This is a genomic window from Bacillus sp. VA15 (assembly GCF_055721145.1).
The window spans coordinates 342,327-367,700 of sequence record NZ_JBVQPQ010000004.1 but is presented as its reverse complement, the minus strand read 5'-3'; the positions used below and the strand labels follow the sequence as shown (position 1 = coordinate 367,700).

The 25,374-nt window shown below is 42.8% G+C and carries 26 protein-coding genes and 3 pseudogenes; 16 read left to right on the top strand and 13 right to left on the bottom strand.

Annotated features, from left to right (window positions below):
* Window positions 1-122 precede the first annotated feature (122 nt).
* Window positions 123-1,022, top strand: coding sequence for a CPBP family intramembrane glutamic endopeptidase (locus AC0DBE_RS13615; RefSeq protein WP_014115881.1), 900 nt, complete (start codon window positions 123-125; stop codon window positions 1,020-1,022).
* On the opposite strand, the gene AC0DBE_RS13610 is transcribed toward AC0DBE_RS13615, so the two are convergent.
* Window positions 1,019-3,088, bottom strand: coding sequence for a thioredoxin domain-containing protein (locus AC0DBE_RS13610; RefSeq protein ID WP_014115880.1), 2,070 nt, complete (start codon window positions 3,086-3,088; stop codon window positions 1,019-1,021). The two genes, AC0DBE_RS13615 and AC0DBE_RS13610, sit on opposite strands and share 4 nt — an antisense overlap.
* Window positions 3,089-3,357: 269 nt before the next feature.
* Between AC0DBE_RS13610 and AC0DBE_RS13605 the strand changes: the two genes are divergently transcribed.
* The 3 genes from AC0DBE_RS13605 (at window position 3,358) to AC0DBE_RS13595 (ending at window position 4,669) form a co-directional block, all read left to right on the top strand.
* The gene (locus tag AC0DBE_RS13605; RefSeq protein ID WP_014115879.1) at window positions 3,358-3,672 is read left to right on the top strand and encodes an ArsR/SmtB family transcription factor; all 315 of its coding nucleotides are present in this window, start codon (window positions 3,358-3,360) and stop codon (window positions 3,670-3,672) included.
* 81 nt (window positions 3,673-3,753) lie between these two features.
* Entirely contained in the window at window positions 3,754-4,182 is a 429-nt protein-coding gene (locus tag AC0DBE_RS13600) for a DMT family transporter (protein WP_072565597.1), read from the top strand.
* Window positions 4,183-4,195: 13 nt separating this feature from the next.
* The gene (locus AC0DBE_RS13595) at window positions 4,196-4,669 is read left to right on the top strand and encodes a DMT family transporter (protein ID WP_014115877.1); all 474 of its coding nucleotides are present in this window, start codon (window positions 4,196-4,198) and stop codon (window positions 4,667-4,669) included.
* 165 nt (window positions 4,670-4,834) lie between these two features.
* On the opposite strand, the gene AC0DBE_RS13590 is transcribed toward AC0DBE_RS13595, so the two are convergent.
* A complete protein-coding gene (locus AC0DBE_RS13590; protein WP_090557182.1) occupies window positions 4,835-5,431 on the bottom strand; it encodes a YczE/YyaS/YitT family protein in 597 nt (198 codons plus the stop codon).
* An 11-nt stretch (window positions 5,432-5,442) separates the two neighbouring features.
* Window positions 5,443-5,871, bottom strand: coding sequence for a GNAT family N-acetyltransferase (locus AC0DBE_RS13585; RefSeq protein WP_061187112.1), 429 nt, complete (start codon window positions 5,869-5,871; stop codon window positions 5,443-5,445).
* Between the two features lie 119 nt (window positions 5,872-5,990).
* Here AC0DBE_RS13585 and AC0DBE_RS13580 point away from each other — a divergent pair, with 119 nt between their 5' ends.
* Window positions 5,991-6,443 (top strand): MarR family transcriptional regulator, encoded by a 453-nt coding sequence (locus tag AC0DBE_RS13580; protein ID WP_472962496.1) that lies wholly within the window; start codon window positions 5,991-5,993, stop codon window positions 6,441-6,443.
* 162 nt (window positions 6,444-6,605) lie between these two features.
* Here AC0DBE_RS13580 and AC0DBE_RS13575 read toward each other — a convergent pair whose 3' ends face one another.
* A complete protein-coding gene (locus tag AC0DBE_RS13575) occupies window positions 6,606-6,959 on the bottom strand; it encodes a winged helix-turn-helix transcriptional regulator (RefSeq protein WP_072183180.1) in 354 nt (117 codons plus the stop codon).
* Between the two features lie 104 nt (window positions 6,960-7,063).
* Here AC0DBE_RS13575 and AC0DBE_RS13570 point away from each other — a divergent pair, with 104 nt between their 5' ends.
* Together AC0DBE_RS13570 and AC0DBE_RS13565 are read left to right on the top strand one after the other, a co-directional pair.
* Window positions 7,064-7,726, top strand: a complete 663-nt coding sequence (locus AC0DBE_RS13570; RefSeq protein ID WP_472962493.1) for an MBL fold metallo-hydrolase — start codon at window positions 7,064-7,066, stop codon at window positions 7,724-7,726.
* Between the two features lie 132 nt (window positions 7,727-7,858).
* Window positions 7,859-8,047 (top strand): annotated as a pseudogene (locus AC0DBE_RS13565) (LysR family transcriptional regulator); the annotation flags it as partial.
* A 46-nt stretch (window positions 8,048-8,093) separates the two neighbouring features.
* Here the strand turns inward: AC0DBE_RS13565 and AC0DBE_RS13560 are convergent.
* The 3 genes and pseudogenes from AC0DBE_RS13560 to AC0DBE_RS13550 form a co-directional block, all read right to left on the bottom strand.
* Window positions 8,094-8,573: a DUF2798 domain-containing protein gene (locus AC0DBE_RS13560; protein ID WP_472962491.1), complete on the bottom strand. Its 480-nt coding sequence runs from the start codon at window positions 8,571-8,573 to the stop codon at window positions 8,094-8,096.
* Window positions 8,574-8,655: 82 nt separating this feature from the next.
* The gene (locus AC0DBE_RS13555; RefSeq protein ID WP_472962489.1) at window positions 8,656-9,099 is read right to left on the bottom strand and encodes a GNAT family N-acetyltransferase; all 444 of its coding nucleotides are present in this window, start codon (window positions 9,097-9,099) and stop codon (window positions 8,656-8,658) included.
* 14 nt (window positions 9,100-9,113) lie between these two features.
* Window positions 9,114-9,994, bottom strand: a pseudogene (locus tag AC0DBE_RS13550) (LysR family transcriptional regulator).
* A 187-nt stretch (window positions 9,995-10,181) separates the two neighbouring features.
* Here AC0DBE_RS13550 and AC0DBE_RS13545 point away from each other — a divergent pair.
* Window positions 10,182-11,381: an MFS transporter gene (locus tag AC0DBE_RS13545; protein ID WP_472962487.1), complete on the top strand. Its 1,200-nt coding sequence runs from the start codon at window positions 10,182-10,184 to the stop codon at window positions 11,379-11,381.
* Between the two features lie 126 nt (window positions 11,382-11,507).
* Here the strand turns inward: AC0DBE_RS13545 and AC0DBE_RS13540 are convergent.
* Window positions 11,508-12,349, bottom strand: a pseudogene (locus AC0DBE_RS13540) (pentapeptide repeat-containing protein).
* A gap of 145 nt (window positions 12,350-12,494) precedes the next feature.
* Here AC0DBE_RS13540 and AC0DBE_RS13535 point away from each other — a divergent pair.
* Both AC0DBE_RS13535 and AC0DBE_RS13530 read left to right on the top strand, forming a co-directional pair.
* On the top strand, window positions 12,495-12,884 hold the full coding sequence (locus AC0DBE_RS13535) for a YybH family protein (RefSeq protein WP_061187120.1): 390 nt from the start codon (window positions 12,495-12,497) through the stop codon (window positions 12,882-12,884).
* Between the two features lie 64 nt (window positions 12,885-12,948).
* Complete coding sequence (locus AC0DBE_RS13530) at window positions 12,949-13,758, top strand: hypothetical protein (protein ID WP_014115863.1); 810 nt, start codon at window positions 12,949-12,951, stop codon at window positions 13,756-13,758.
* Window positions 13,759-13,779: 21 nt separating this feature from the next.
* Here AC0DBE_RS13530 and AC0DBE_RS13525 read toward each other — a convergent pair whose 3' ends face one another.
* A complete protein-coding gene (locus AC0DBE_RS13525; RefSeq protein WP_472962522.1) occupies window positions 13,780-14,517 on the bottom strand; it encodes a MerR family transcriptional regulator in 738 nt (245 codons plus the stop codon).
* 230 nt (window positions 14,518-14,747) lie between these two features.
* Complete coding sequence (locus AC0DBE_RS13520; RefSeq protein WP_014115861.1) at window positions 14,748-16,058, bottom strand: MFS transporter; 1,311 nt, start codon at window positions 16,056-16,058, stop codon at window positions 14,748-14,750.
* Between the two features lie 435 nt (window positions 16,059-16,493).
* On the opposite strand from AC0DBE_RS13520, the gene AC0DBE_RS13515 reads away from it, so the two are divergent.
* Complete coding sequence (locus AC0DBE_RS13515; protein WP_472962484.1) at window positions 16,494-16,940, top strand: DUF6376 family protein; 447 nt, start codon at window positions 16,494-16,496, stop codon at window positions 16,938-16,940.
* Between the two features lie 234 nt (window positions 16,941-17,174).
* On the opposite strand, the gene AC0DBE_RS13510 is transcribed toward AC0DBE_RS13515, so the two are convergent.
* Window positions 17,175-18,104, bottom strand: coding sequence for a manganese-dependent inorganic pyrophosphatase (locus AC0DBE_RS13510; RefSeq protein WP_014666106.1), 930 nt, complete (start codon window positions 18,102-18,104; stop codon window positions 17,175-17,177).
* Between the two features lie 206 nt (window positions 18,105-18,310).
* On the opposite strand from AC0DBE_RS13510, the gene hypR reads away from it, so the two are divergent.
* Entirely contained in the window at window positions 18,311-18,688 is a 378-nt protein-coding gene (gene hypR, locus AC0DBE_RS13505) for a transcriptional regulator HypR (protein WP_014115858.1), read from the top strand.
* Between the two features lie 29 nt (window positions 18,689-18,717).
* Here hypR and cotF read toward each other — a convergent pair whose 3' ends face one another.
* Window positions 18,718-19,200: a spore coat protein CotF gene (cotF, locus tag AC0DBE_RS13500; RefSeq protein ID WP_014115857.1), complete on the bottom strand. Its 483-nt coding sequence runs from the start codon at window positions 19,198-19,200 to the stop codon at window positions 18,718-18,720.
* A 145-nt stretch (window positions 19,201-19,345) separates the two neighbouring features.
* Between cotF and AC0DBE_RS13495 the strand changes: the two genes are divergently transcribed.
* The 4 genes from AC0DBE_RS13495 (at window position 19,346) to rplI (ending at window position 23,115) form a co-directional block, all read left to right on the top strand.
* Entirely contained in the window at window positions 19,346-19,495 is a 150-nt protein-coding gene (locus AC0DBE_RS13495; protein WP_014115856.1) for a hypothetical protein, read from the top strand.
* A 227-nt stretch (window positions 19,496-19,722) separates the two neighbouring features.
* Window positions 19,723-20,652, top strand: coding sequence for a YybS family protein (locus AC0DBE_RS13490; protein ID WP_014115855.1), 930 nt, complete (start codon window positions 19,723-19,725; stop codon window positions 20,650-20,652).
* A 37-nt stretch (window positions 20,653-20,689) separates the two neighbouring features.
* Window positions 20,690-22,669 (top strand): cyclic-di-AMP phosphodiesterase GdpP, encoded by a 1,980-nt coding sequence (gdpP, locus tag AC0DBE_RS13485; RefSeq protein WP_088680241.1) that lies wholly within the window; start codon window positions 20,690-20,692, stop codon window positions 22,667-22,669.
* Complete coding sequence (gene rplI, locus AC0DBE_RS13480; protein WP_003219165.1) at window positions 22,666-23,115, top strand: 50S ribosomal protein L9; 450 nt, start codon at window positions 22,666-22,668, stop codon at window positions 23,113-23,115. Before gdpP ends, rplI begins: the two co-directional genes overlap by 4 nt.
* Window positions 23,116-23,151: 36 nt before the next feature.
* Here rplI and AC0DBE_RS13475 read toward each other — a convergent pair whose 3' ends face one another.
* A complete protein-coding gene (locus AC0DBE_RS13475) occupies window positions 23,152-25,263 on the bottom strand; it encodes an ArnT family glycosyltransferase (protein WP_472962480.1) in 2,112 nt (703 codons plus the stop codon).
* Window positions 25,264-25,374 lie beyond the last annotated feature (111 nt).

The window sequence follows — 25,374 nt, the reverse complement described above, 5'->3', positions numbered from 1 at the left end:
AGAACTAAATTCACACTTTATATTTTAATTTTGCATAAAAGATTTCCAAAACAGTAGATTCATAGACCAATTTATGCAAATATATAGTAATATTCTCATTGAAAGGAAGAGACATAGAAGGAATGAATCCATTTATCCGTCCTATAGAAGGAAACAATACGTTGTGGAGATACTTTTTCGCCTTTTTGGTGATGGTAGGTTTATATGTATTCGGGAATATTGCTTACCTTTTCGCTATACTGTTTACGGTTATTGTGAATCCCGATATCACGTTTGATTTGGATGAAGCTGTGCTGAGTGATCCTCTGGTAGATCTTTATTTGTCTCATGTCATTTATTTATTTGCGATTCCAGGAGTATGGCTGGCTGTGCGCTTTATTCTAAAGCGGCCTTTTCGAACGGTCATTACGCCGAATGCAAAGATCAATTGGCGGAGAATTTTCTTTGGCTTTATTGCTTATTTCCTGCTGATGATCGCCGTACAATTGATTGATTTTGCGATCCATCCTGACAGCTATTCAATGCAAGATGTTGATGCTTCACGGTTTATATGGCTGCTAGCGGCGGCCCTCATTTTGGTTCCGTTTCAAACATCAGCGGAAGAATTGTTTTTTAGAGGATTTTTGCTTCAAGCTTTCGGGAGATTAACGAAAAATCCACTTATCTTGACATTGATTGTCGGGGGCTTGTTTGGCGTATTACATTTTGCTAATCCAGAAATGAACAATGGCGCTGTCTGGGCAGGAATTGAGTACTTAACATTTGGTTTTGTGTGGACCTATTACACGATTAAAACTGGCAGTATTGAAATATCACTTGGTGCCCATGCCGCGAATAATATGTTTTTGTGTATGTTTATCACAGAAAAAAACAGTGTGTATGGAGGAATTCCTTCTTTATTTACGGTTACGCGGGGGAACCCGATGTGGGAGGCTTTATTTACGATAGCGGTCAATCTTGTTTTTGCGGGCATCGCTTTATGGTACCATAAGAAATCACAAAGTAAGCAGCAGGGGTCTTAATCCCTGCTGCTTATTAACGTTTGGAGGGCTTCTTCGATATTTGTTGTCGGCTGCTGGCAGGCGAAGTTTTCACAAATATACACAGTTGTTTTGCCGTCTATGATGCGGTAGTCTGCTGCAAATGGTGCTATGTCTTTGCATTGATCAGGATGCTCTGCCACCAAAATGGAGTCGTTGGGCTTAAAGGCTTTTTGAAGTGCAGTGATGATTTGTTTTCTGGCTGGATCGTCTGCGCTGCCAAAAATAACGATTTCCTTTTTAGGCATCACGTGTTTTAACACGCTTTGCATAAAGAAAGCATGGCCGCTCGGATACGCATCGATATCCGGCTTAAACACAGAAAACATCGTTTCTGCTTTTTCAATGAGCGATAAGTCGCCTGTGACCTGTCCGAGACGCAAGAGCTGAACGGCTGCCACACTGTTTCCGGAAGGCACGGCGCCGTCGTACACTTCTTTTTCCCGGACGATTAAGGCTTCAGCATCGTGTCCGGTGAAATAGAATCCGCCATGCTCCTCATCCCAAAATAAGCCGATCATATCGTCCGTCAGTTTCTTCGCTTTTTGTAAATAAGAAAGATCAAACGAAGCTTCATAGAGATCCAGATAAGCCCATAGGAGAAAAGCGTAATCGTCGATAAAGCCTTTGTTTTTCACTTCGCCGTCCCGATACCGAACCATCACACGGCCGTCGATGATTAAATGGTTTTCAATAAATGTGATGGCGTCTTTCGCTAAGCTGAGATATTTCGGTTCCTGATATACCTTTGCCGCTTTGGCGAGACCTGCGATCATCAGCGCGTTCCATGAGGTCAGCACTTTATCATCGACATGCGGATAGGTTCTTTCTTCGCGAGTCTTCAAGAGCAGTTGTCTTGCGCCCTCAAGCTTGAGGCTGAGCTCTTCCTCGGTTAACCCGGCATCAGCTTTAATCTGTTTCCGCTTTGTGTGAATGAGGTTAGGAATATTTTTGCCTTCAAAGTTTCCTTCTTCAGTGATGTCATACACTTGGCAATACAGCGTTCCGAGATCGTCTCCGAGCGTTCTCAGAATCTCTTCCTTTGACCACACGTAGTACTTTCCTTCTTCTCCTTCTGTATCTGCGTCTAAAGCGGAGAAAAAGCTTCCGTCTTCATGGGTCATTTCCCGCTGTATGAACGTGATGATCTGCTCGCAAATCTCTTTATACCTGCTGTTTTGCGTAACCTGATAGGCTTCTGTATAAGCAGTGAGCAGCAGCGCATTGTCGTACAGCATTTTTTCAAAGTGAGGAACGAGCCACTCTTCATCGGTCGAATAGCGGGCGAATCCATAGCCGATATGATCATAAATGCCGCCATTTGCCATGCTGTCCAGCGTTTTCGTCACGTTGTATAAAGCATTTTCCTGCTCCGTATTGTGATGATAACGAAGCAAATACATCAGCATATGGGGCATCGGAAATTTCGGCGCCTGCCCGAAACCGCCGTAGATCGTATCAAACCCGTTGGCAAGCTGCTGGAATGTCCGGTGAATCGCTGACTCGCTAAGGCCTTCGCCTGATTTTGCGGCTGTTTTGGTCTGCAAATGTTTAGCGGCATTCTCTGCAATATCTTCGACATGCTCGCGATCGTTCGCAAACGTCTCAGACAGATGCTCAAGGACATCAACGAAACCGGGACGATTGAATTTACTCGTCTTTGGAAAATATGTACCCGCATAAAATGGCTTCTGATCAGGCGTGATAAACACATTCAGCGGCCAGCCGCCCTGTCCGGTCATCAGCTGGCAGATTCTCATATAAACAGAATCTACATCCGGCCGCTCTTCCCGGTCGACTTTAATCGCCACAAACCGTTCGTTGAGAAGACGCGCGATTTCTTCGTCTTCAAAGCTTTCGTGGGCCATGACATGGCACCAATGACATGTTGAATAGCCGATGCTGACGAGAACCGGCTTGTTTTCGCGTTTTGCTTTTTCAAAGGCTTCTTCTCCCCAAGGGAACCAGTCTACGGGGTTGTGGGCGTGTTGGAGTAAGTAAGGAGACTTCTCATTGATTAATCTATTGGGTTTATTGTTATTTGGCATGGGATCACCTTCTTTCGTGTTTTTCTTTTATAAACTTGATAACATATTTAACCTTACCACAGATAATAAAAAAAATACCTTAGTCTATAGGGTTAACTAAAGTATTTGGAATAGATAGTATATAGTACATCTTTTATTTTTATCTAAAGTATTCCGACGAGCCATCGATTTCAAGTCAGAATCTCATTGTCTTTATTAATGATTTATACATTTATCGTATTTTTTATTCAACTTGACATATCGGTATATCTAGATATACAATTGCAACCATGGAACCTATTAACGTATTCAAAGCGTTATCCAATGAAACAAGACTTAATATCCTAGAGTGGCTGAAGGAACCCGAGAAACATTTCCCGAAACAAGGCGCTCACCTGCCAAAGGAGGTAAGTTACAAAGGCGGAGTATGTGTTGGGGATATTCAAGAAAAAGCCAAAGTTTCTCAATCAACAATTTCTAGCTACTTAAGCATGATGCAAAAAGCTGGTCTGCTTGAATCAATCCGTCATGGCCAATGGACTTACTACAGGCGTAACGAAGAATTTATTCAACAGTTAGCTAAATATTTTAAAACAGAGATCTAATTTTATGTTGGTTTCTGTTTTTTTACCAGCAAATATCTAATTTTCTAGATATTTAATTATTCAAAAAAGGAGATATTATATATGCGCTTTATATCTTATTTACTTGCTCTATTTGCTGGAGCAGCACTTAGCTTTGAAGGGGCTATTTATGCTGAACTGGGAAAAACAATTGGACAAATAGAAACAAGTTTTTATAACTTCTTTATGGGCTCAATTATTTTGGGGCTATTGTGGCTCTTTTTTGGAAAAGGAGAGCTTTCCTATACATTGAAAGCACCTAAATGGTCATTACTTGGTGGTGTCATGGGTGTTGTTTATTTAACCTCAATTGTTGTAAGTGTTCCATTCGTTGGTGTTGGTATCACCATGGTTGCTGTCATTATCGGGCAATTGATAATGAGTATGGTTATTGAACATTTTGGATGGCTTGGAAGTAAGAAAACGAGGGTTAATAAAGAAAAGATTTTTGCCGTAATTTCAATGATTATTGCACTTATATTAATAAACTAGGAGGTCTTTAATAATGGGGCTATTTATGATTTTATTCACATTGATTGGCGGTGTCACATTAAGCGCACAATCATCTATTAATGGTACATTTAGTAGGAAAGCTGGAACAATTGAAACAACATTTTTAACCTTTCTCACTGGAACAATGTTTCTTACTATTTTCATTTTATTTTTTGGCAGCGGAAATGTGCTTGGACTTCTAGAAGCGCCTAAATGGCAATTAAGTGCAGCATTTTTGGGTACGGCATATTTGCTGCTAACTGTCATAGCCGTTCCAAGAATAGGGGTTATTGCAACTAATATTGCTGGTATAGCTGGCCAACTTGTAATTGGGGTAATGATTGATCATTTTGGATGGTTTAATAGTTTAGTCATAGAACTAGATATTAAACGTGTCTTCGCATTGCTATTTATGATTATTTCCCTTTATTTTATCTATAAGGGGAATAAGCGTTCAAGCAAGGAAGCACAAACACAGAAAGCTTAAAAAACAAGATGGCTTCCTCTTGATTGGGGATCTAATAGACGGAGGTAGAGGTTCAACTCCCATCTCCTCAGCAGCATTAATGATAGCAAGGTTTTTGAAGACGAAGAGGTTTTTTTAACCTCTTCTTTTCTTTTTTTTATAAGAAACTGGTATTCAACCATCAATTTACATTTTTGAGGATAAGAAGCGTCTTTCAACAAAAGGCATAAAAAAGTGAAGGATTATTCCTCCTAAACAAAAAGTTAAAAGCGTTCCGATGCCGATAGGGCCTTTACATATAATAGCTAATACGAAGAAAAGAGCATATACCAATGTTCTTGAAAATAAGATCGTTCTTTTGGAGATATCTCGGATGATGAGTGTTAAATGATCGATAGGAGTTGATGCAAATTTTGTCTGAAGATAGATGGCTGTTCCAAGACCGATGAACACCAAACCAATTCCGAAACAAATCAGTTTGCTTAACAACGCGTTTAGATAAATGGTATTTTTTACAACAAACAACCATAGGTCAATGCCTATCCCAGTAATGAATGCTGTAACCAACCCCAGCAACATAGGCTTTTTTCTCGTTAATATAGAGTTACAGATTAAGAGGATCACAGAAATAAGGACCTCCCAGCTTCCCACGGTAAGACCGACTTCTTTTGAAAGGCCAACCAAAAGGGCATCGAAGGGCGATGTGCCTAATCCTGATTGTATCGTTAAAGAAATGCCTAAACTTAATATGAGGATACCTAACACGTAATAAACATATTTCATTTTATTCGTGATCATTCTTTTGTCATCAAGACGTGCGGGATGCCGTCTTCCATAAATTCCTGTGAGGCAATCTGATAGCCCAGTTTTTTATAAAAGCCTGCTGCTTGTGTTTGCCCATGCAGCTTAAATGCAGTCATTCCTTTTTCTTTCATGATTTCTTCTAACCCTCTTATGATGACTTTACCCAATCCGTACTTACGGCAAGGTTTTAGGATGCAGATTCTTTCCAGCTTTGCTGTATGGTCAACGATGCGCACACGACCTGTGCCAACGGGCTGATTTTCATGATATACCAAAATATGCTGGCATTGTTCTTGGAGCGTATCAAATTCATCGAACTCATCCGATTCAGATACATGCTGCTCCTCAATGAATACCATTCTTCTAATATCTAGAGCAACATGTAAATCATTTTCTGTTGTTATTCTTTTTATATTCATAATTGATCAATCCTTTTCTGATATTAGTCTGGACTGTACAGCATGCATGTGGTCTTATAATAGTAAGGTTAAAACAATTTTGTTGTAATTGCAACAAAAATACGTGAGGGGTTTTAGGAATGAATGACATTTTGCGTGAGATCGGCATGATAGCAAGAGCGTTGGATTCCATAAGCAATATGGAATTTAAAGATTTGGACTTAACAAGAGGGCAGTATCTCTATCTCGTACGGATATACGAAAATCCGGGAATTATTCAAGAAAAATTGGCGGAAATGATAAAAGTGGACCGAACAACGGCTGCGCGGGCCATTAAGAAATTAGAAATGCAGGGATTTATTCAAAAACAGCCGGATGAGCAAAATAAAAAAATAAAAAAACTGTTCCCGACTGAGAAAGGAAAAAAGGTGTATCCATTGTTAAGAAGAGAAGGAGAACATTCCATGGAAGTGGCCTTGTCCGGTTTTACGCCTGAGGAAAAGGAAACCATTTTTAAACTCGTTCATAGAGTCAGGAAAAATATAGAACGTGATTGGGAATATGTGAAGAAGGGGAACAAAAGGGATTATTAATGGACAACAAGTCGAGCCAAGCTGGCGAAAACCCTGCTTCTGATTCTCAAGAATACCAGTCTGCTGAATTGTGGGAACATTTTCAAGATAATCTGCCTTGAAAATGTTCCGTTCACTTAAAAGGAAACCCTTCTGTTTTCTGTAAAATCTTTAAAGTCATTTTCACTCATTTTTACTCATATACTCATTCCCCCACAGCCTCATGGATGCAATAATAGGAGAAAGCTTTTCACCTAGTTCTGTCAAAGAATACTCCACCTTCTTGGGGATAGTATTCTCTACATTTCTCTTCACAACACCATCTGCTTCCAGTTCTCTCAGCTGCAGTGTCAGCATTCTTTGTGTAATGCCTGGTATGGTCCGTTTCAGCTCATTAAACCGGGCTGATTTGTGAGACAGGATATCGATGATGATTCCTTTCCATTTCCCGCCGATAATATGCAGCGTCATTTCCACGGGACAAGCCTTTTCTACTTCTGCACTGCAAGCGCCAAATCCATTTAACCGGTTTCCCATCTTTGTCACCTCACAATGTAAGTTACAAAAATGTGCGCCATTACATATCTAACTCAGATGTATTACAGTAATGATATCAAAAATTTCCAAAGGGAGTGGTTTGCATGAACTTGAGACAACTATCAGAACATGTCTTTCAATGTGAATTTGAGCTTGATGTGCCTCTTCGTATTCCGGTTCATATTTGGTTTATAAAAGATGGTGATGATGTTTATATCATTGATACGGGAATAGAACGTTTTGCTGATGCTCAAATTAGGGCAGCGTTAGCGATCGGCAATCCAAAAGCCATCTTGCTTACCCATGGCCACAGTGATCATATCGGAGGTGCATCAAAATGGTTAGAGAGATTTGATATTCCGATTTATGCCCATGAAAAAGAGCTAGTGTATATCAATGGGGAAGTGCCTTATCCGAACAAAGATGAAGTGGAGAACACAGGGGTGGCTCATATTGTCCAGCCGCTGACGGCGCAAACGCTGGCTCACTTGCCTTTGCAATACTATTTAACACCCGGACATTCCCCGGGGCATGTCGTGTATCATCATGAAATCGATCGTACCCTATTAACAGGAGACCTTTTTATCACAAGCAAAGAGGATTTACATCCCCCTATCAGAAAATTCAGCATTAATATGAATGAGAACATCGATAGCGGTGCAATCATAAATCAAATCAAACCAGCGCTCATTTGCTCTTCACATGGCGAAGAAATTCTTTATAACAAAGAATTGTATAAAAACTATGTGTTAAGGTATAGGGATTAATTGAAGTAAGAAAAAACATACCAAACAAATATTGATATGTTTTGAGAGAAATTTAAAGATACTCAGATATCTCAATGAGCTTCTGATATTAATAGGCTCATCAGAGATCAAACATAAATCGGCAGATCCCGATTTTCTGTTTTGCCTTATATCACAGTGAAAGAAGAAGTGGAGGCGGGGAAGCTGAAAATCCTTCATCATGTTGAAACCTTTGATCCGCTTTACTCTCATATGTTAATCACAAAGAAAAAATGGCAGCTGCCTGCCGCGGAGGCTTTTGCGGAGCTTGTTTTACATTCGATTTGTGAGGCGGTGTGCTGAAAATCATTGGGAAAAGGAGTGGGTGTAACGCTCACTCCTTTTCTATTTAAACAGCAGCTGTGAGCTTCGGTTTTACAAATTTCATAAAAACCCCTCTGACTAATGGACCTATAATCAGTAATTGCAAGGGATAAGCTAAGATGAAATTTTTCAATACAATCATAAGGTAAGCGCTGAAGAGGCTGTCCCCGTTAAGTCCATTTGATAAAGCTGCTGTCACTAAACCGAACATAGACATACAAAGCACCATGCCGATCACCATACACGTCGACATGGCAAGGATGACATATAATTTCTTAGACTTGTCGAACGGCAAACTGAACGCAATCTTTTTGGCAAGGGGGCCCACTAATAGTAAATCTAACAGCAGTGCGACCATAAAACCGATGACCATTTCAAAAACCGTCACCAGTGAAAAATCCTGTATGGCTCCGTTGATGATAGCATTGTAAATCGACATGACGCAGACCATTCCAAAGCACATCATCACGCCAAATATAAGACCTTCTTTTTTATTTGTTGGCATACAATCAATCCTTCTCTCCATAATCGGTGATTAGTATACCAATGAACCACTCATGCTCATAAGTGACAAATTTGTGAACAATTCATAGGCTGGAATCATCTTTTTTTGTCATCAGTACATGCGGAATGCCGTCCAGCATAAATTCTTCTGAAGCTGTCTGATAGCCGAGCTTTTCATAAAAGCCTGCCGCTTGTATCTGGCCGTGCAGTTTGAAGGCAGAAATGCCTTGTTCTTTCACAATGTGTTCTAATGCATCGACGATCACTTTGCCCAGCCCGAATTTGCGATAAGGCTTCAGAATGCAGATTCTTTCCAGTTTCCCCACGTGTTCAACGATACGGACACGGGCAGTGCCAACGGGTTCCTTCTCATGATAAACGAGAATGTGCCGGCAATCTTCACGGAGTGTATCGAACTCATCGAATTCATCGGAAACGGGACAGCCTTGTTCTTCTACAAATACAGTTTTTCTGATTTCAAACGCTGTATGTAAATCATGCTCTGACGTTATTCTTTTCACATTCACGATGTGATCCTCCCTTACTCAGAAAAATGGCTGATGACATATTGTTTAAAGGTCTCAGCAACCGGCGATAAAAATCGGCCTTTTATCCAGGCGATTCCTATGACACGCTGACATTCTGGCCAGCTGACGCGGATTTTTGTAATTTTGCTTTGGTCTAAGCCTTTCAGATCGGGCAGAATGGATATGCCGAGCCCGGCAGCGACAAAACCTGCTGCGGTGGCGGCTTCTTCCCCTTCAAACATAATGTTTGGCTGTATATCGGCTTTCTCAAACAGCTCATCGACTGTCATCCGAAGTGCGTAGCCTTTTTTTAATAAAATAAAACGCTCCCCGGCAATCTCACTCAGAGTAATGCTTTCATAATTGGCTAATGGGTGATCGTTTGGCACAAATACAAAAAGTTCTTCACTCCACAGCTTGATCCATTGGATCGGCTTTTCAGGCTTGATCGAAGCGAGGAGACAGAGGTCCAGATCTCCGGATTTTAATCGTTCAAGCAGCCAATAAGAATGGTTTTGCTTCAGCTGGAAGGAAATGTTGGGGTATTCCTGCTGGAAGGAGCCGATGAGATCGGGCACGAGCGTTGTCCCTAAAGAGTATGCAAAAAGCCGAGAGATACTTCACCTTGGCCCGGTTTTAATAAGGCTTGGATTTCCTCTTTTCCTTCGGTGTACTCCTTCATCATCGCCTGAACCCGCCGTAAAAAGATGTGTCCGTATTTATTTAAGGTAATGGATCGTCCATGCCTGTCGAAAAGCGGGACGCCTAAATGGTTTTCCAGTCTGGCGATAGAGCGTGAAAGCGCAGGCTGTGTGATGGAGAGGCTTTTTGCCGCCTTCGTCACGTGCTGCATCTGGGCCAGTGTTTGAAAATATTCAAGTTGTTCCCATTCCAACCCTCATCCCTCCTAAATTACATATAAGCATGAAAAGGATATTTTATATGCATTATACAACATATATTAACGGTGCTAAGATAAATGTATAAACAGACTCGAGGATGTTTGAATTCGTAAGAAATAAAGGATGGTTGTTTATGAATGGCAGTGCTCAACAACATGCTAAGGGACCGATAAAGTCCCGATGACATACATTCAAAAAGGCACACCGGTTTTTCGGAAAATTACGTTTGCTTTCTTTGCCGCGGGTTTCAATACATTTGCAATTCTTTATTGCGTACAGCCGCTTCTGGAGGAGTTCACGCGGGAATTTCATGTGACACCTACTGCGGCGAGTCTTTCTTTATCCGTTACAACAATGCTGTTAGCTGTGAGTATGCTTGTCTTTGGTTCCTTGTCCGAGGTGTGGGGACGCAAGCCGATTATGGCTGTATCCATGTTGGCCGCATCCGTTCTTTGTCTGGCGTCGGCCTTCAGCCCGAACTTTCATACGCTGCTCGTATTGAGAACCATTCAAGGGATTGCGCTCGCTGGCCTTCCTTCGATTGCGATGGCTTATCTGGGAGAAGAAATTGAACCCGGAAGCCTTGGATCGGCGATGGGGCTGTATATCAGCGGAAACGCGATCGGCGCCGTTTTTGGAAGGATCGTGTCAGGGCTCCTGAGCGAGTACTTTACTTGGCATATGGCGATGGGGTCAATTGGTGTGATTAGTTTGATCGCAAGTATTATATTTTTTATAAATTTGCCTCCATCCAGAAATTTTACCCCGAGAAAATTGGAGCTCGGGCAATTGGGAATGTCTCTCATCAGCCACTTGAAGGACCGGAGACTATTAAGCTTGTTCCTCATTGGTTTTTTACTGCTCGGAAGCAATGTTGCATTGTTTAACTACATTGCGTATGTGCTGTTGGGACCGCCATATTCGTTTAATAAAGCGTTTGTCAGCTGGATTTTTATTGTGATGATTGTAGGGATTTTCAGCTCGTCTTTCATTGGAAGAATGGTTGATCAATATGGTTATCCGAAAATCCTGATGATGAATATCTTCATCGTCATCGCAGGTGCTTTATTAACGATAAACAGTATGTTAGCAGTGAAAATTCTGGGGATTGCGCTCTTTACATTCGGCTTCTTCGGCGGGCATTCAGTCGCCAGCAGCTGGGTAGGCAGGAGAGCCCTGCACAACAAAGCGCAGGCTTCATCGCTGTACTTGTTCTTTTATTATGCCGGTTCAAGTATTTGCGGAACGGTCGGCGGGCTATTCTGGTCTGCTTTTCACTGGCTGGGTGTCGTCGGTATGATCACCTTCATGCTGCTGGTTGCATTATGGCTGTCGGGATACTTGGCTAGAAGTGTGAAAATGCCGGATAAAGCATTATGACTGATGTTTGGTACCCGACATTTCACAGAATAAAAGGTAACTATAAGATTAGCACTACTCATTTTCACCAACTGCTGTTAAAGACGAATGATGGCAGCAAAAAAAGGACCGCAGGCAGGTCCTTTTTTATTTCCAATGGGCGGGGGTTTGCAGAGACGGTGGAAGTTTTGTGTTTGAATCGCCGTATGCAGCATTCACCTGTGCCTGCGTCAGAAAGATGCTGCCGGTCAGGTCGGCGCCGCTGAGATCAGCGTCTCTCACATCTGCACCGATAAAGTCTGTCATTCTCAGATCAGCATTTCTCAGATCGGCGGCTATGAGCAGCGCCCCTCTTAGGTTTGCTCCTCTTAGATCGAGACCTTTCAGTTTCGCGCCGATTAGAACACTTCCCCGGCTGATTTTTTTTTCGGGAGTTTTGGATTGCGGGCTTGGGCACGCACCAGCTCACTCGTTTTTAACAGCCATTCATTGACCTCAGCTCGATGCTCGTCCACCTGCAGTGTCAGCAAGCGTTCTTTGCTGAGTCTGGTGAGCCTTTCTATTTTTTCGAAACTGGTTCTCAGTTCAGGATGAATCGGCTTGGCTATATCTATAGAAAGAGCTTCATATAAATACCAGAGCATTTCGTGCAGCTGCTGCATGATGGGAAAAACGTCAAACATCTCGTTGGCTGTTTCCGGGTTATTTCGCCAATCCTTTCCCTCATAAGTGATTTGGGATACCTTCTGGCCGGCGCCAAAGCATTCATATGCAGAACAGCCTCGAAATCCTTTTTCTCTGAGATCTTTATGTATAGAACATTGATAGTTTGATTGTAAGTTGCGGCAAGGCGTGCCCCCGTCTTTATCAAAAGCAAAATCCGCTGATTTCGCATAAGGCAAGGCGACACAGCACAGGCCAAAACAGTGCTGGCAATCCGCACGTAAATCATGATGTATATTGTCATGTAACGTTACTTCCGCAGACAATATTGTCCACCCCTTCACTGGGTACTTTGTTAAATATATCTATTTGATTATATAGGAAATAGGAATACTTTTCATTTTGTTTTTACGGTTTCAGCGGGTCAAACGATGTATAATATATCCAATCATGATGATTGGGGGAATTCATTTGGAACAGCAAATTAAAGACATTATCTCTGCGTGTGATTTGGCAATCCAAAATGAAGATTTTGATACACTGATGACGTACTACACGGAAGATGCCATTTTAGTTGTGAAGCCTGGCATGATCGCGCGAGGCAAAGAAGAAATCAAGAAAGCATTTATCAAGATCGCGAACTATTTCAATCATCATATTGTCCCGACACAAGGGGAAATGATCATGTTGGAAGCAGGTGACACTGTACTCGTCCTTTCTCAGACACTGCTTGATTCGGATAAAAAGAATTCCGAGTATGCGATGGAAAGAAGAGCGACCTATGTATTTAAGAAGAATGCGCAAGGCGAGTGGCTTTGTGCAATCGATAATTCATATGGTACGGATTTAATTGGTGTTTAGCGTCCTTCGATGTGCCATTCCTGCATATAATAATTCATTCAGCTGAATAGGGAAGGTGACGCCAATGAATCTGTATGACATCAGAATGGCTCCTTATTGGTTTTATGAAGGCAGAGGACTTGTTCCACATCCATACGTTTTTCGGCAGCCTGTCTCCTCTCGTGCAATCATTGCATCAGCCCGCGGGGATGTAACGGGAGACGGCGTAATTGACGAAGTCTTTCTCACTGGCAGCCAAATGACTGGCAGCCCTTTATGGAGAAATATCACATTGGTGATCCGTGACGGCAGAACCCATCAGGAACAGCGAATCCAGCTCCAAAACAATCTGGGATACAATCCGTCTCTATTTCTTGGGGATATGACAGGCGACAAGATTGATGATGTGGCAGTGGTAATAGACACTGGGGGAAGCGGCGGCACTATATATGCGTATATTTTTGCCTATCTAAATCGGCAGTTCCGACAGATTTTTAACTCGGATGTGTTTAATGATGAATTTAAGTACAGTGTGAGCTATCAAAATCAATATAAAGCAAGTGTCATCAGCCATCATCAGAATGAAACGTATATCCTTGACCTTACTTACAAGGGCAGGGAATATTTGAATGAGATTTATACCAGCCAGGGTGTGTTAAAAATGCCGATAGAAGGCTGGGTGAATCCTTTGTCTGGCTTGTATCCGGTTGATTTTGACAGAGACGGCACATACGAACTTGTGGCGTATCAGCGGATCGCCGGGAGGTATAACGCTGACTCGCTGGGATATGTCCAAACCGTGTTGAAATGGAACGGGCGGAATTTTGCCGTTGACCGGCAGAATGTATCAATTGTTGGCGGTGCTGTCTCGTCATCACGAAGGCTGTCTCCCTAGATAGAGTGACAAAGACTCACGTTACAGGTGTTCTGCAACGACGGTCAAATAATAAGATAAACCTGTTTGCTGCTCTTCTAGCATTCCTCTATGGAAATCATCTTGCATAAAAAATCGCGTTTGTTTTACGTAATCTTCTTTACTTGTCGGATGCCCGTTCTGATTTAGGAACTTAAGATGATTCATGACATGCTCTTGCACGGCAGGGTCATGATACGTCACGCCGCTCCTTAAAAAATCAGCCATTCCATCAAGAAAATGTTTTGCTTCTATCGCCATTTTGTTCATTTCATCTACATTGATAGCATGAGTATCTAATTCAAAATTGTAATGATCTTTTAAATAGCCATTTTGTTCTGCTAAAGATTGTTTCCACTCTTCCGCGCTTTCAAATCCTTTAAACATGACCTTATGATCCATATTCTCACCTTTTCTCGTGTATTCTAAAGACGTGTTGGCTGTTTGAATGAGGCGCTGATACTTTTCAATTTTCTTTTCAAACAGCTTTTTTTGTTTTTCTAATGTACTAGTTCTTTCAGCATCCTTATCTAATAATATTTTTATTTCTGATAAAGGAATATCTAATTCTTTGTAAAAAAGGATTTCCTGCAGTCTTTTTAGTTCGTCAGCACCATAGTACCGATATCCGGCTTCACTTATTTCTTTTGGAGCCAGCAGGCCGATTTTGTGGTAATGATAAAGCGTTTTGATTGTCACGTTCGCAATGTGGGATAGTTCTTTTACTGTTAATTTCACAATCCAATTCCTCCTTTATTCTTTCACTATGAGGCCTTACCTTTGGTTGGAGTCAAGGATAAAATGGTGGTATTGGCGTACGGAGAGAATAGAATATCGGTGAATATGAGAGAAGTTTTATTTGAACCACTAAACAAGTGGCAGGCCCTAGATTGAAATAATCCTGAGAAGCCGTTCAAAAGCTGGCCGCTTCTTATTTATGCTCAAAAAAGAGTGCTTTCAGCAAGCACTCTTTATTCCAGCTTAATTCGTTTTACATCCCCTAACACAAACACATAAAAAACCAATCCCAGCAACAGCACAAAACCAGCTACCAGAAAGCTGAGCGTAAAGGAGCCTGTCACATCAAACAAATACCCCGTCAGTGAAGCGGCAATAATGCCTCCGAACAGGTTGTTTGCCAGGTTCACCATGGAGCTTAGCATGGATACGGAACCGATCGGCGCCAGCTCTGCGGAGATGGACCAGCCGACTGGAGCGGTTGCAGAAATACCGGCAAGGCCGATTGAAATACAGATAATCGCGATGGTGATATTGTTCGTCAGAATGGAGCCTAAAAAGAAAAAGCCGAAGCTCATTCCAACAATGATTACGGTTCGGTATACCTTGGTGTTAGGATAACCTTTCTTAATAAAGTAATCGACGAGCCATCCCCCGACTACAATTCCGGAAATGGTTGAGATCAGCCATGGCACGGCTGTAAATAAACCGGACGACATGAGATCCATTCCGTATGTATGTTTAAAGAAAGTCGGAAGCCAGGTGAGCAGCAGGTTGAATGTATAGCCGTACCCTGTAAATCCGATCATTAAGCCCCATACTTTCCGGTTGGAGAAAAGCTTTTTTAAAAGCGGACCCGTTTTGTAAGGGATTTGCTCTGTTGTAATTGAATTGTGTCTTTGAATATAGTTTAGCTCACTTTTGGAAATGCGTTTGTGCCGTTCAGGCTGCTCATAATACTGCCAGAAAAAGATCGTAAACAGCACATTGATGCATCCAATCGTCAAAAAAGCGACACGCCAGTCAAAAGTTGTGACAAGAAAGGCGACCAATGGCGCGCCGATTACGTTTGAAAATTTGGCGGCCGAGTCGAACAGTGAGTTTGCCAATCCCCGCTCACTTGGAGGAAACCATAGTGCGGTTGCCTTGGAGGCGGCAGGGAACGCAGAGGCGCTCGTCAGCCCAATGAGAAACCGGAACAAATACAGCAGCAATTTTCCTTGCAAAAAAGCAAGAAGGATCGTTAATAAGCTCCATATCGTCATTCCAATCCTCGTGACCCACGCCACGCCAAACCGGTCCAGCAAACTTCCGACAGGCAGCTGCATCAGTGTATAGGAATAGGTGTAAATGGAAAACACGATGCCGAGTTCGGTTGCTGTAAGGTGAAACGAATCTTGTATCGCAGGGGCCGCTACAGAGATGGCCACTCGGTCAAAATAATTAAGAATAATAATGCCGCTGAGTAACGAAGATATGTACCATCTGGTATGTCCAGGCCGTTTCACGCGCTCTTGACTCATGATGAAAACCTCCTCTGTCATAGCATGATCTCCTGATGGAAATACCATTCAAATTTTAAATACCACAGTGGACTTTTGTGTAAACGGACAGCAGGAATTTGACTGGAAAAGCCCGGTGCTTTAGAATGAAAGTAATAAAAATGAACACTCCAAAGGGGAGTAGCTTTCACAGTAAAGTCGTCATTACGGGGCAAGATGCCCTCGGCTTTGCTGGCAATCTAATTGTTAGCGAGACCTTTGCCAAATCTGATTTGGTGAAGGTCTTTTTGTTTCGGAACTTCACCAAATCGGTGGAGTTTTTTCATTTTTATCAAAAAGGGAGAGGAGCGTCAGGATGTCTAAGCTGAAAAAGTGGCTGAAGCGAGAATTGGTGAGGAAAGGGCTGCCGTTAGCAAAAGAGAAATTGATCCCGATCTTACAAGAAAAAATGAAGAAGAAGCGATGAGGAGGCTGACGATGAAAATCATTTTGACTGTTCTTGCCGGAGTAGGGCTTTTGAGTGCAGGCGGATGCGGCATGCTTGATCAGGTGAATGACGGATTGAATTATACAAGTGAAGCCGCCGGCTATGTGGAGAAGGTGAAGACATTTGCAGAGGATGCGCCTGAATTGGCTGAGCAAGCTGTAAATGACACTGAGGCGAAAGAAAAACTTGTAGCACAGCTTGAGTCGATTCAGCAGGCTGCCGCTGATTTTAATGAATTAACACCGCCTGATGCTGCGGCGGAGATTCATCAAATCGTTCAGGAGCATAACGAAACCTTGCAAAAAAGTGCTGAAGATGTGTTGAAACAAGTGGAGGAAGGCAAGGTATCGCTTGAAGAATGGGAGCAGTCAGACCTTGTCCAAAACGCAAAGCAAATTACTGATGTGATGGGCCAGATTGAAAAGCTGGGCGAATAAGAAAAAGCATCCCGATGACGGGATGCTTCAGCGTGTCGACAAACCCTCGCATTCGTTGTCAGGCCTGCGCTTCAGTGCTCACGAATTCCAACATTCGCTGTGCTCCGATGCTCGTCCTTCCTAGACTTCAAGGGTTTTCAATTACGCTGAAAAGATGACAACATCCTAAAACTATAAACCGTTTTAGGCTGTTGTCAGTAATATGAAGCATCCCGGCGACGGGATGCTTTTTTATTATTCAGCCATTGCGTCAGTTAAGACAGGAACGACTTGTTTTTTACGGGAAACAACGCCTTTTAAGAGGGCCGTGTTGTTTTCTAATGTAACGTTGAACGCTTTTTCCACTTTCGCTGCTTCGTTACCGATCGCAAGAGCAAGTGAATCATTTTCTAAGATGTCTGTGATGACAAGAAGGAACAGGTCAAGGTTCTTCTCAGCCACAACGTTAGAAATCACAGCTTCTAATTCAGCTTGGCGTTTTTTCACATCTTCAATGTCTACTGTGTTCACTTGTGCGATTTCGACTTTTTTGCTGCCGAGTGTAAATTCTTTCGCATCAAGAGAAATCAGCTCTTCCACTGTTTTTTTGCTTAAATCAGCGCCAGCTTTCAGCATGTTCAAGCCGTATTCTTCAGCATCTACGCCGGCGATTTCCGCAAGCTCTTTTGCTGCCGCTACGTCTTGGTCTGTGCAAGTTGGAGATTTGAATAACAGTGAGTCAGAAATGATCGCAGACAGCATCAGGCCGGCAATTTCTTTCTCGATTTTCACGTTATTTTCTTTGTACATTTTGTTTAAGATTGTAGCCGTACAGCCTACAGGCTCAGCACGATAGTAAAGCGGCTCAGCTGTTTCAAAGTTAGCGATGCGGTGGTGGTCGATCACTTCTAGAACCTGAACATCTTCAATGTCCTTGATGCTTTGCTGGCGTTCGTTATGGTCAACCAAGATAACGCCGTTTACTTCGTTTGCGGCTGTTTCAACAAGACGCGGGCTTTCTTGTTTGAAATAGTCAAGCGCGTATTGTGTTTCGCCGTTGACTTGTCCAAGACGGACTGGCTCAGCATTAAAGCCGAGTTTGTTTTTCAAATCAGCATAAGCAATCGCAGAACAAATCGTATCTGTGTCTGGGTTTTGGTGTCCGAAAATAAGTATTTTTTCCATGATAGCTCCTTATCTATTTTTTAAGTAGTGTAATCTTTATATAGTTTAACACGTCTTGCTGCAGGTGTAATCATACAAACCCGTAAAAATTGATGTGAATAAGAAGCATTTTCTTTGAGCTGAGAGGAAAAGGTGTGTAAAATACTGGGTAGCTTAGTTGCGAAATGTGATGTAGTATCAAAAAAGGTACTATTGGAGGGTCAAGAATGAGTGAAAAAAAGAATATATACCCGAACAAAGAAGGCTGTCCAGTTGAATTTACACTAGATGTGATTGGCGGAAAGTGGAAAGGAATTCTTCTTTATCACATGATAGATGGCAAGAAACGGTTTAATGAGTTTCGTCGAATCTGCCCGAGTATCACCCAAAGAATGCTCACCCTTCAGCTTCGGGAGCTGGAAGCGGACGGCATCGTGCATCGTGAGGTTTACCATCAGGTGCCGCCCAAGGTTGAATACTCTCTGACGGAATTTGGTCGAACGCTTGAACCGATTGTTTTGCAAATGAAAGAATGGGGAGAATCCAACAGAGATGTGCTGGAATCTTATCGGTCGAACGGCTTGCTGAAGGATCAGCAGAAATAGCAGCAAAGGGAACTCCTTTGCTGCTTGTTTTATTTCATTGAAAGGGCTCTGTTGGCGTTTCTGACGTCATTTTTCAACAGTTCAGAAAGGTTGTAAGACGGATAGTATCCATGCTGATACATGTATCGATAAACTTGTGCATGCAACTGGATGGCAGCATTCAGCTGTTTGACCAGTACGTTTCTTAATTGAGGTGTTGCTGTTTCTGTAATCGCGATGGCATAGCTGCGGACAGACGTTTTGGCAAACCCGAGAAGATCACCGCTGTAAAATGGGTTATCCGCGCGTTCTTCTTCCTCATCCTCTCTGTGCGGCGCCTGCGGGAAGAATGGAAGAAGCTCTCTTAGATTTTGCTCAACAGCCTGAATGGACACACTATAAAGCTGTCTGAGCTGAGGGTCTTTTACTTCTCTTATCATTTTCTTCAGCCTAATGAGTCCATTTGATTGAAAAGCAACCAGCTCGTGCATTTCTAATGTTTCATGCCAAGCCAATGTTCTGCGTTCATCCATGTAACAATTCTCCTTTATCAATCAGATTCCATATCAGCATATGCCTAACGCTCAATGTTGTTCATGATGTTTTGAAGTTTTTAAAAAGGGAAATTCACCTTATATAGGATACGGGTTGAGAACATGCAAAAAGAGGTGAAACACGATGTGGGAGATGATAAAGAACTTTTTCTTGTTTAGCAGCGGCGTTCTGCAAGCAACAACCCTTTTACTGGTGATCTTAATTTTTATGTATGTCAGAAAAACGAAAAAGAAAAACAAGGAATCTTCTGGCTTTATGGATGATAAACATTAACCGTGATGGGCATTCTTTTCAAAGAATGTCTTTTCATTTGCAATGTTTCACATGAAACATTGGCGTCATTTTACTTGCGATTTGGACTTATGTTAAAATATAAAAGTAAAATTTAGAGATGATATAAAAAAACATTCGGTGCAAAGCATGTTGCAGCGATGAAAAAAGAGCAGTCGTTTATGCTGCTCTTTTCTATTCGTATGTTCAGGATGATACGAGGTGACTAAGTGAAACAAACGAGAGCATTAATGGAAGGTGCTATTTTAATCAGTCTGTTTGCGATCATCACGCTTTTGGTCGTTTATGTTCCTGTGATTGGAACAATTCTGTTATTTGCACTGCCGCTGCCCATGATCCTGTATACGATTAGACATGGATTGAAGTTAGGGATATGGATGGGCATTGTCAGTCTTCCGGTTGTTTTTATTGTTGGGTCCTTTACCGGGCTTATTGTAGCTTTTATGTCAGCTTGCGCCGGCATTGCCATGGGGCACTATTTCAAAAAGAAAGAACCCGGGCACGCCATTATTTCGGGCGCTCTTATTTATATGCTTTGTATTGTCTTCTATTTTGTGATAAGCATTCAGTTTTTGGGTATCAATATCATTGATGAAGCGATGACACAATACCGGCAATCTCTTGATATTGTAGAAACTGTAGTGAAGCAGTCGGGCAATGCTGAACAGCTTGAGAAGCAATTGAAACTGATGGAAGAACAATTGGGTATCGTTCAATATCTTTTTCCAACAGCTATTGTGATGGTAGGAGCTATTTTTTCTTTCCTCAGTTACCTTATCGCTAAGCCGCTCTTAAGGCGATTCTCCCCCGATATTCCTAATCTAAAGCCTTTTAGAGAGTTGAAGTTTCCGCAAAGTGTTGTAGTGCTGTATTTAATGATCGTCATACTTTCATTTTTGCCTTTAGAAAAAGGCCAAATGCTGTACTCTATCGCTTTAAATGGGGAGTTTATACTCGGGTTTCTGATTTTTATCCAAGGTTTATCATTTATCTTTTTCTATTGCCATAAGAAACAATATCCGAAGGCTGCGGCTGTAATTGCAGTGATTCTTGGGTTTATACATCCGATCTTTATGGCAGCCATTCGCATTTTAGGCGTTATAGATATGGGCTTTAATATAAGGAATAAGGTGAAGTGAACATGAAGTTTTACTCACATGGTGGGGAGTGATAGAAATGCCAAGCTTTTATGAAAAACCGCTGTTTCGGTATCCCATCTATGCATTGATTGCTCTGTCAATCATTACAATCCTCATCAGCTTTTATTTTAACTGGATATTAGGAACCGTCGAAGTACTGCTGCTCGCAGTTATTTTGTTTTTTATTAAACGTGCTGATTCTCTTATTCGAAAAGAGATTGATGCTTATATTTCTACGTTATCCTACAGGTTGAAAAAAGTCGGTGAAGAGGCATTGATGGAAATGCCGATCGGCATCATGCTTTTTAATGACCAATATTATATAGAATGGGCAAATCCGTTTCTTTCTTCTTGCTTTAATGAAAGCACATTAGTGGGGAGGTCCCTTTACGATACTTGTGAGTCGGTTGTGCCGCTCATCAAACAAGAGGTGGAATCGGAAACGGTTACATTGAATGACCGTAAGTTTAAGGTTGTCATCAAACGGGATGAGCGCCTGCTGTATTTCTTTGATGTAACGGAACAAATCCAGATTGAAAAGCTATACGAAAACGAAAGAACCGTGCTGGCGTATATTTTCCTTGATAACTATGATGATGTGACCCAAGGATTGGATGACCAGACGAGAAGCACGATGAACAGCCAGGTAACATCTTTGCTGAACGCCTGGGCGCAGGAGTACGGGATCTTCCTGAAAAGGACGTCTTCAGAACGCTTTATTGCTGTACTTAATGAACACATCTTAACTGAACTCGAAAATTCGAAGTTTTCGATTCTAGATGAGGTGCGGGAAAAAACCTCATATGACGGTGTAGCACTGACGTTAAGCGTTGGTGTCGGGGCTTCAGTCTCCTCGCTGAAAGAACTTGGCGATTTGGCGCAATCCAGCTTGGACTTAGCGTTGGGGCGCGGCGGAGACCAAGTAGCCATTAAGCTGCCGAACGGCAAGGTGAAGTTTTACGGAGGTAAAACAAACCCGATGGAGAAACGAACAAGGGTGCGGGCCCGCGTCATTTCTCATGCCTTAAAGGAAATCGTCTCTGAAAGCAGCAATGTGATTATCATGGGGCATAAATTCCCTGACATGGATTCTATCGGCGCAGCGATCGGGATTTTAAAGGTGGCTCAGGCAAATAACAAAGATGGTTTTATCGTCATTGATCCAAATCAAATCGGATCAAGTGTGCAGCGTTTAATTGAGGAAATCAAAAAATATGAAGAGCTGTGGTCAAGGTTTATTACGCCTGAAGAAGCGATGGAAATCTCCAATGATGACACGCTGCTTGTGATCGTTGATACACATAAACCGTCACTTGTTATGGAGGAACGGCTGGTCAATAAAATTGAACATATCGTGGTCATCGACCATCACCGCAGGGGTGAGGAGTTTATCAGAGACCCGCTGCTCGTTTATATGGAGCCGTACGCTTCTTCGACAGCGGAATTGGTGACAGAACTGCTTGAATATCAGCCGAAGCGCTTAAAAATCAATATGATTGAAGCAACAGCCCTATTAGCTGGTATAATAGTGGATACAAAGAGCTTTTCTCTCCGCACGGGCTCGCGGACTTTTGATGCGGCTTCTTATTTAAGGGCAAAAGGCGCCGACACGGTGCTTGTGCAGAAGTTCCTGAAAGAAACCGTTGATTCCTATATTAAACGGGCGAAGCTGATCCAGCATACAGCCCTCTATAAAGAGAACATTGCGATTGCTTCTCTTCCTGAAAATGAGGAGGAATACTTCGATCAAGTGCTGATTGCGCAGGCGGCCGATTCGCTGCTGTCGATGAGTGAAGTTGAGGCTTCATTTGCGGTGGCGAGACGGGATGAACAAACCGTTTGTATCAGTGCGCGGTCACTTGGCGAGGTCAATGTTCAGATCATCATGGAGGCGCTGGAAGGCGGAGGGCATTTAACAAATGCGGCGACTCAGTTGTCCGGCATTTCAGTTTCTGAAGCGCTGGAACGGCTGAAGCACGCCATAGATGAGTATTTTGAGGGAGGCGTACAGAGATGAAGGTTATTTTCTTACAAGATGTAAAAGGAAAAGGAAAAAAAGGCGAAGTCAAAAACGTAGCAGACGGTTATGCGCATAACTTTCTAATTAAAAAAGGCCTCGCGGTTGAAGCGAACGCGTCAAACATCAGCGCGCTGAACGGACAAAAACAAAAAGAGAAAAAAGAAGCTATTGCCGAGCTTGAGCAAGCAAAGAGCTTAAAAGAAACATTAGAAAAACTGACAGTTGAGCTCAGCGCGAAATCAGGGGAAGGCGGCCGTTTATTTGGTTCTGTGACAAGCAAGCAAATTACTGAGCAGCTCCAAAAAGACCATAAGATTAAAGTAGATAAGCGGAAGCTTGAACTGCCGGACGGCATTCGTGCATTAGGATATACAAACGTGCCTGTGAAGCTGCATCCTGAGGTGCAGGCTGTGTTAAAGGTACATGTGAAAGAAGAAGTTTAATAGAAAAGAGGCTTGGAGCAATCCAAGCCTCTTTTTTTATTCCACGAGATAAAGAGTTTGCTGGCTTTCTCCGCCAGGTCCTCCTCTCATGCCTTGCAGGCTGCTGTTTGTGCTGCTGGAAGAACTGCTATATTCGTCAGATGTTATTTCTTTTCCGTTTTTCTTAATCCAGGAAACAAGTTCGCTGTTGCCTGAGTTATTTCCTGACAGAAGGAAGTATTTTACTTTGCCTTCTTTGACCAGTTTTTTCAGTTCGGACACAGTCAGAATTGGATCTGTGCCGTTAAATCCGCCCATTGCCATAACAGATTCATTTTCATTAATGATGTATGGCGCAGCCGTTACGGTTGTCAAAGTAGCAAATAGATACTCTTCGCCGGTATTATGCTTTCTCAGATAGGACAGGAGTCCGGTGTCGACCTCTGAAGAGAACATATTTCCGCCGTTTGCCGAGCTTTTAAGCTGCGGGCCGGATTCAGGAAGGACGCTGTTGCCTCCGTATAGAAGCGGCGTTGCTGACCAGTAGATTGGTGTGAGCAGCAGAACACATAAGCTGATGATCGTCAGCTGCTTACTGAATGGATGGCTGCGTTTAAGCATCAGAAGCGCAAGGGTGATAACGAATCCTAAGAGTCCCAGTACGTACATCCATACACTGCCGATTTGGCTTGTATAAGCGCTCAAAATATAAACCTGGAACGCGGCTGTGATTAGAACGGCTGCCGGCAGAAGACAGCTGGCCCAGTCTTTATTGTTTTTGTATAAACGGTACATTGTGTACCATCCGATACCGGAAAGTGCGGCAATCGGAGGTGCCAGCATAATTAAATAATACTGGTGGAAGAATCCTGCAACGCTGAAGAAACCAGCGACCGGAACGAGCCATGCCGTCCAGAATAGCGTTTCTTTCATTTCAGCAGCCTGTCCGCGGCGATCACGGTACCAGCTGACGATTCCGCCCAGCAATCCGATCAATGCGAATGGAAGCATCCAGCTGATTTGGCCGGAAAGTGCCGATTGGAAGAGACGAAGCGGTCCTGCATCGCCGGTGCCGAACATATTCATGCTTTTTCCGCCGCTACCGCCAGGTCCTCCATTTCCGCCGCCAGGCCCGCCGTTTCCAGTTCCGTTGCCTGTTGGAGGTGTGCCTCCGTCTCCATTTAAAGCGCCGTTTTGTCCGCTAGGCGGCTGAGGCCCCTGTGAATTGTTTCCGAATGATTGATTGCCGTTTTGATTGGCGGCACTTCCGTCAGACTTGCTGTTTCCGGCAGAAGATGATCCGTTGCTGTTTGGCGGTTGCATGGTGCTATTATTCTGCATATTACGGCCGCCAGCGGCATTCATATCACTCCTTGCAAGGCCGGTGGTTTGTCCAAGCAGCCGCTCTGTGCCGTTGTAGCCGAAGGCCAGTTCTAACACTGAGTTGGTCTGGCTGCTTCCTACATAAGGCCGGCTGGAGGATGAGGTCGAATCCACCACAACCGCCCATGAGAGGGAAAGGCCTGTCAGAAGGACAAGAGACAGAATCAGAGACCCGATTTTTTTCTTCAGAGAAACCTGAAATGCAATCAGGTAGAATAACACAAATGCAGGCAATACCATAAACGCTTGCATCATCTTCATATTAAAGGCGAGTCCTATCAGGGCAAATGCCGTCAGCAGCCAAACCAGCTTGCCTTGTTTCACGGCCCGAAGCAGGCAAGCTGAACCGAGCAATAAGGTAAAGACAAGCATGCTGTCAATATTGTTTGTCCGGCTGACGGCTACTGCGATAGGCGTCAGTGTCATGACAAGTGCGGCAATGCGGGCCGCTCCAATTCCAAAAGTCGGTTTGATCATTCTGTAGAGAAGGAATACAGATCCAACTCCAGCGAGAGCCTGGGGAATGATTACACTCCATGTGTGAACGCCGAGAATCAGTGCGAAAATCGTTTGAATCCATAACACAACAGGCGGCTTATCTACTGTCACAAATCCAGAAGGGTCAAATGACGCATAAAAGAAATTGTGGAAGCTTTGCGTCATGCTTTTCACAGCCGCCAAATAGTATTGGTTCGCTGTGTCATCCTGCCAAATGTTATACGCATTCAGAAAAGCCGCTGTAAGCAAAATGAGAATAAGGACTACGTCGAATCGGTTGGTTTTCATCGTTTTTCACCTCTTTATGGTGTTTAATTGTAAAAAACAAATATGAAAAACTTATGAATAAACCATAAATATTCGAAGAATTTCAAAGAAAAAAGCGGAGATATCTTCCCC

Coding starts and splice junctions, on each gene's coding strand:
- AC0DBE_RS13615 (WP_014115881.1), top strand. CDS start 123: ATGAATCCATTTATCCGTCCTATAGAAGGAAACAATACGTTGTGGAGA.
- AC0DBE_RS13610 (WP_014115880.1), bottom strand. CDS start 3,088: ATGCCAAATAACAATAAACCCAATAGATTAATCAATGAGAAGTCTCCT.
- AC0DBE_RS13605 (WP_014115879.1), top strand. CDS start 3,358: ATGGAACCTATTAACGTATTCAAAGCGTTATCCAATGAAACAAGACTT.
- AC0DBE_RS13600 (WP_072565597.1), top strand. CDS start 3,754: ATGCGCTTTATATCTTATTTACTTGCTCTATTTGCTGGAGCAGCACTT.
- AC0DBE_RS13595 (WP_014115877.1), top strand. CDS start 4,196: ATGGGGCTATTTATGATTTTATTCACATTGATTGGCGGTGTCACATTA.
- AC0DBE_RS13590 (WP_090557182.1), bottom strand. CDS start 5,431: ATGAAATATGTTTATTACGTGTTAGGTATCCTCATATTAAGTTTAGGC.
- AC0DBE_RS13585 (WP_061187112.1), bottom strand. CDS start 5,871: ATGAATATAAAAAGAATAACAACAGAAAATGATTTACATGTTGCTCTA.
- AC0DBE_RS13580 (WP_472962496.1), top strand. CDS start 5,991: ATGAATGACATTTTGCGTGAGATCGGCATGATAGCAAGAGCGTTGGAT.
- AC0DBE_RS13575 (WP_072183180.1), bottom strand. CDS start 6,959: ATGGGAAACCGGTTAAATGGATTTGGCGCTTGCAGTGCAGAAGTAGAA.
- AC0DBE_RS13570 (WP_472962493.1), top strand. CDS start 7,064: ATGAACTTGAGACAACTATCAGAACATGTCTTTCAATGTGAATTTGAG.
- AC0DBE_RS13560 (WP_472962491.1), bottom strand. CDS start 8,573: ATGCCAACAAATAAAAAAGAAGGTCTTATATTTGGCGTGATGATGTGC.
- AC0DBE_RS13545 (WP_472962487.1), top strand. CDS start 10,182: ATGACATACATTCAAAAAGGCACACCGGTTTTTCGGAAAATTACGTTT.
- AC0DBE_RS13530 (WP_014115863.1), top strand. CDS start 12,949: ATGAATCTGTATGACATCAGAATGGCTCCTTATTGGTTTTATGAAGGC.
- AC0DBE_RS13520 (WP_014115861.1), bottom strand. CDS start 16,058: ATGACAGAGGAGGTTTTCATCATGAGTCAAGAGCGCGTGAAACGGCCT.
- AC0DBE_RS13515 (WP_472962484.1), top strand. CDS start 16,494: ATGAAAATCATTTTGACTGTTCTTGCCGGAGTAGGGCTTTTGAGTGCA.
- AC0DBE_RS13510 (WP_014666106.1), bottom strand. CDS start 18,104: ATGGAAAAAATACTTATTTTCGGACACCAAAACCCAGACACAGATACG.
- hypR (WP_014115858.1), top strand. CDS start 18,311: ATGAGTGAAAAAAAGAATATATACCCGAACAAAGAAGGCTGTCCAGTT.
- cotF (WP_014115857.1), bottom strand. CDS start 19,200: ATGGATGAACGCAGAACATTGGCTTGGCATGAAACATTAGAAATGCAC.
- AC0DBE_RS13495 (WP_014115856.1), top strand. CDS start 19,346: ATGTGGGAGATGATAAAGAACTTTTTCTTGTTTAGCAGCGGCGTTCTG.
- gdpP (WP_088680241.1), top strand. CDS start 20,690: ATGCCAAGCTTTTATGAAAAACCGCTGTTTCGGTATCCCATCTATGCA.
- rplI (WP_003219165.1), top strand. CDS start 22,666: ATGAAGGTTATTTTCTTACAAGATGTAAAAGGAAAAGGAAAAAAAGGC.
- AC0DBE_RS13475 (WP_472962480.1), bottom strand. CDS start 25,263: ATGAAAACCAACCGATTCGACGTAGTCCTTATTCTCATTTTGCTTACA.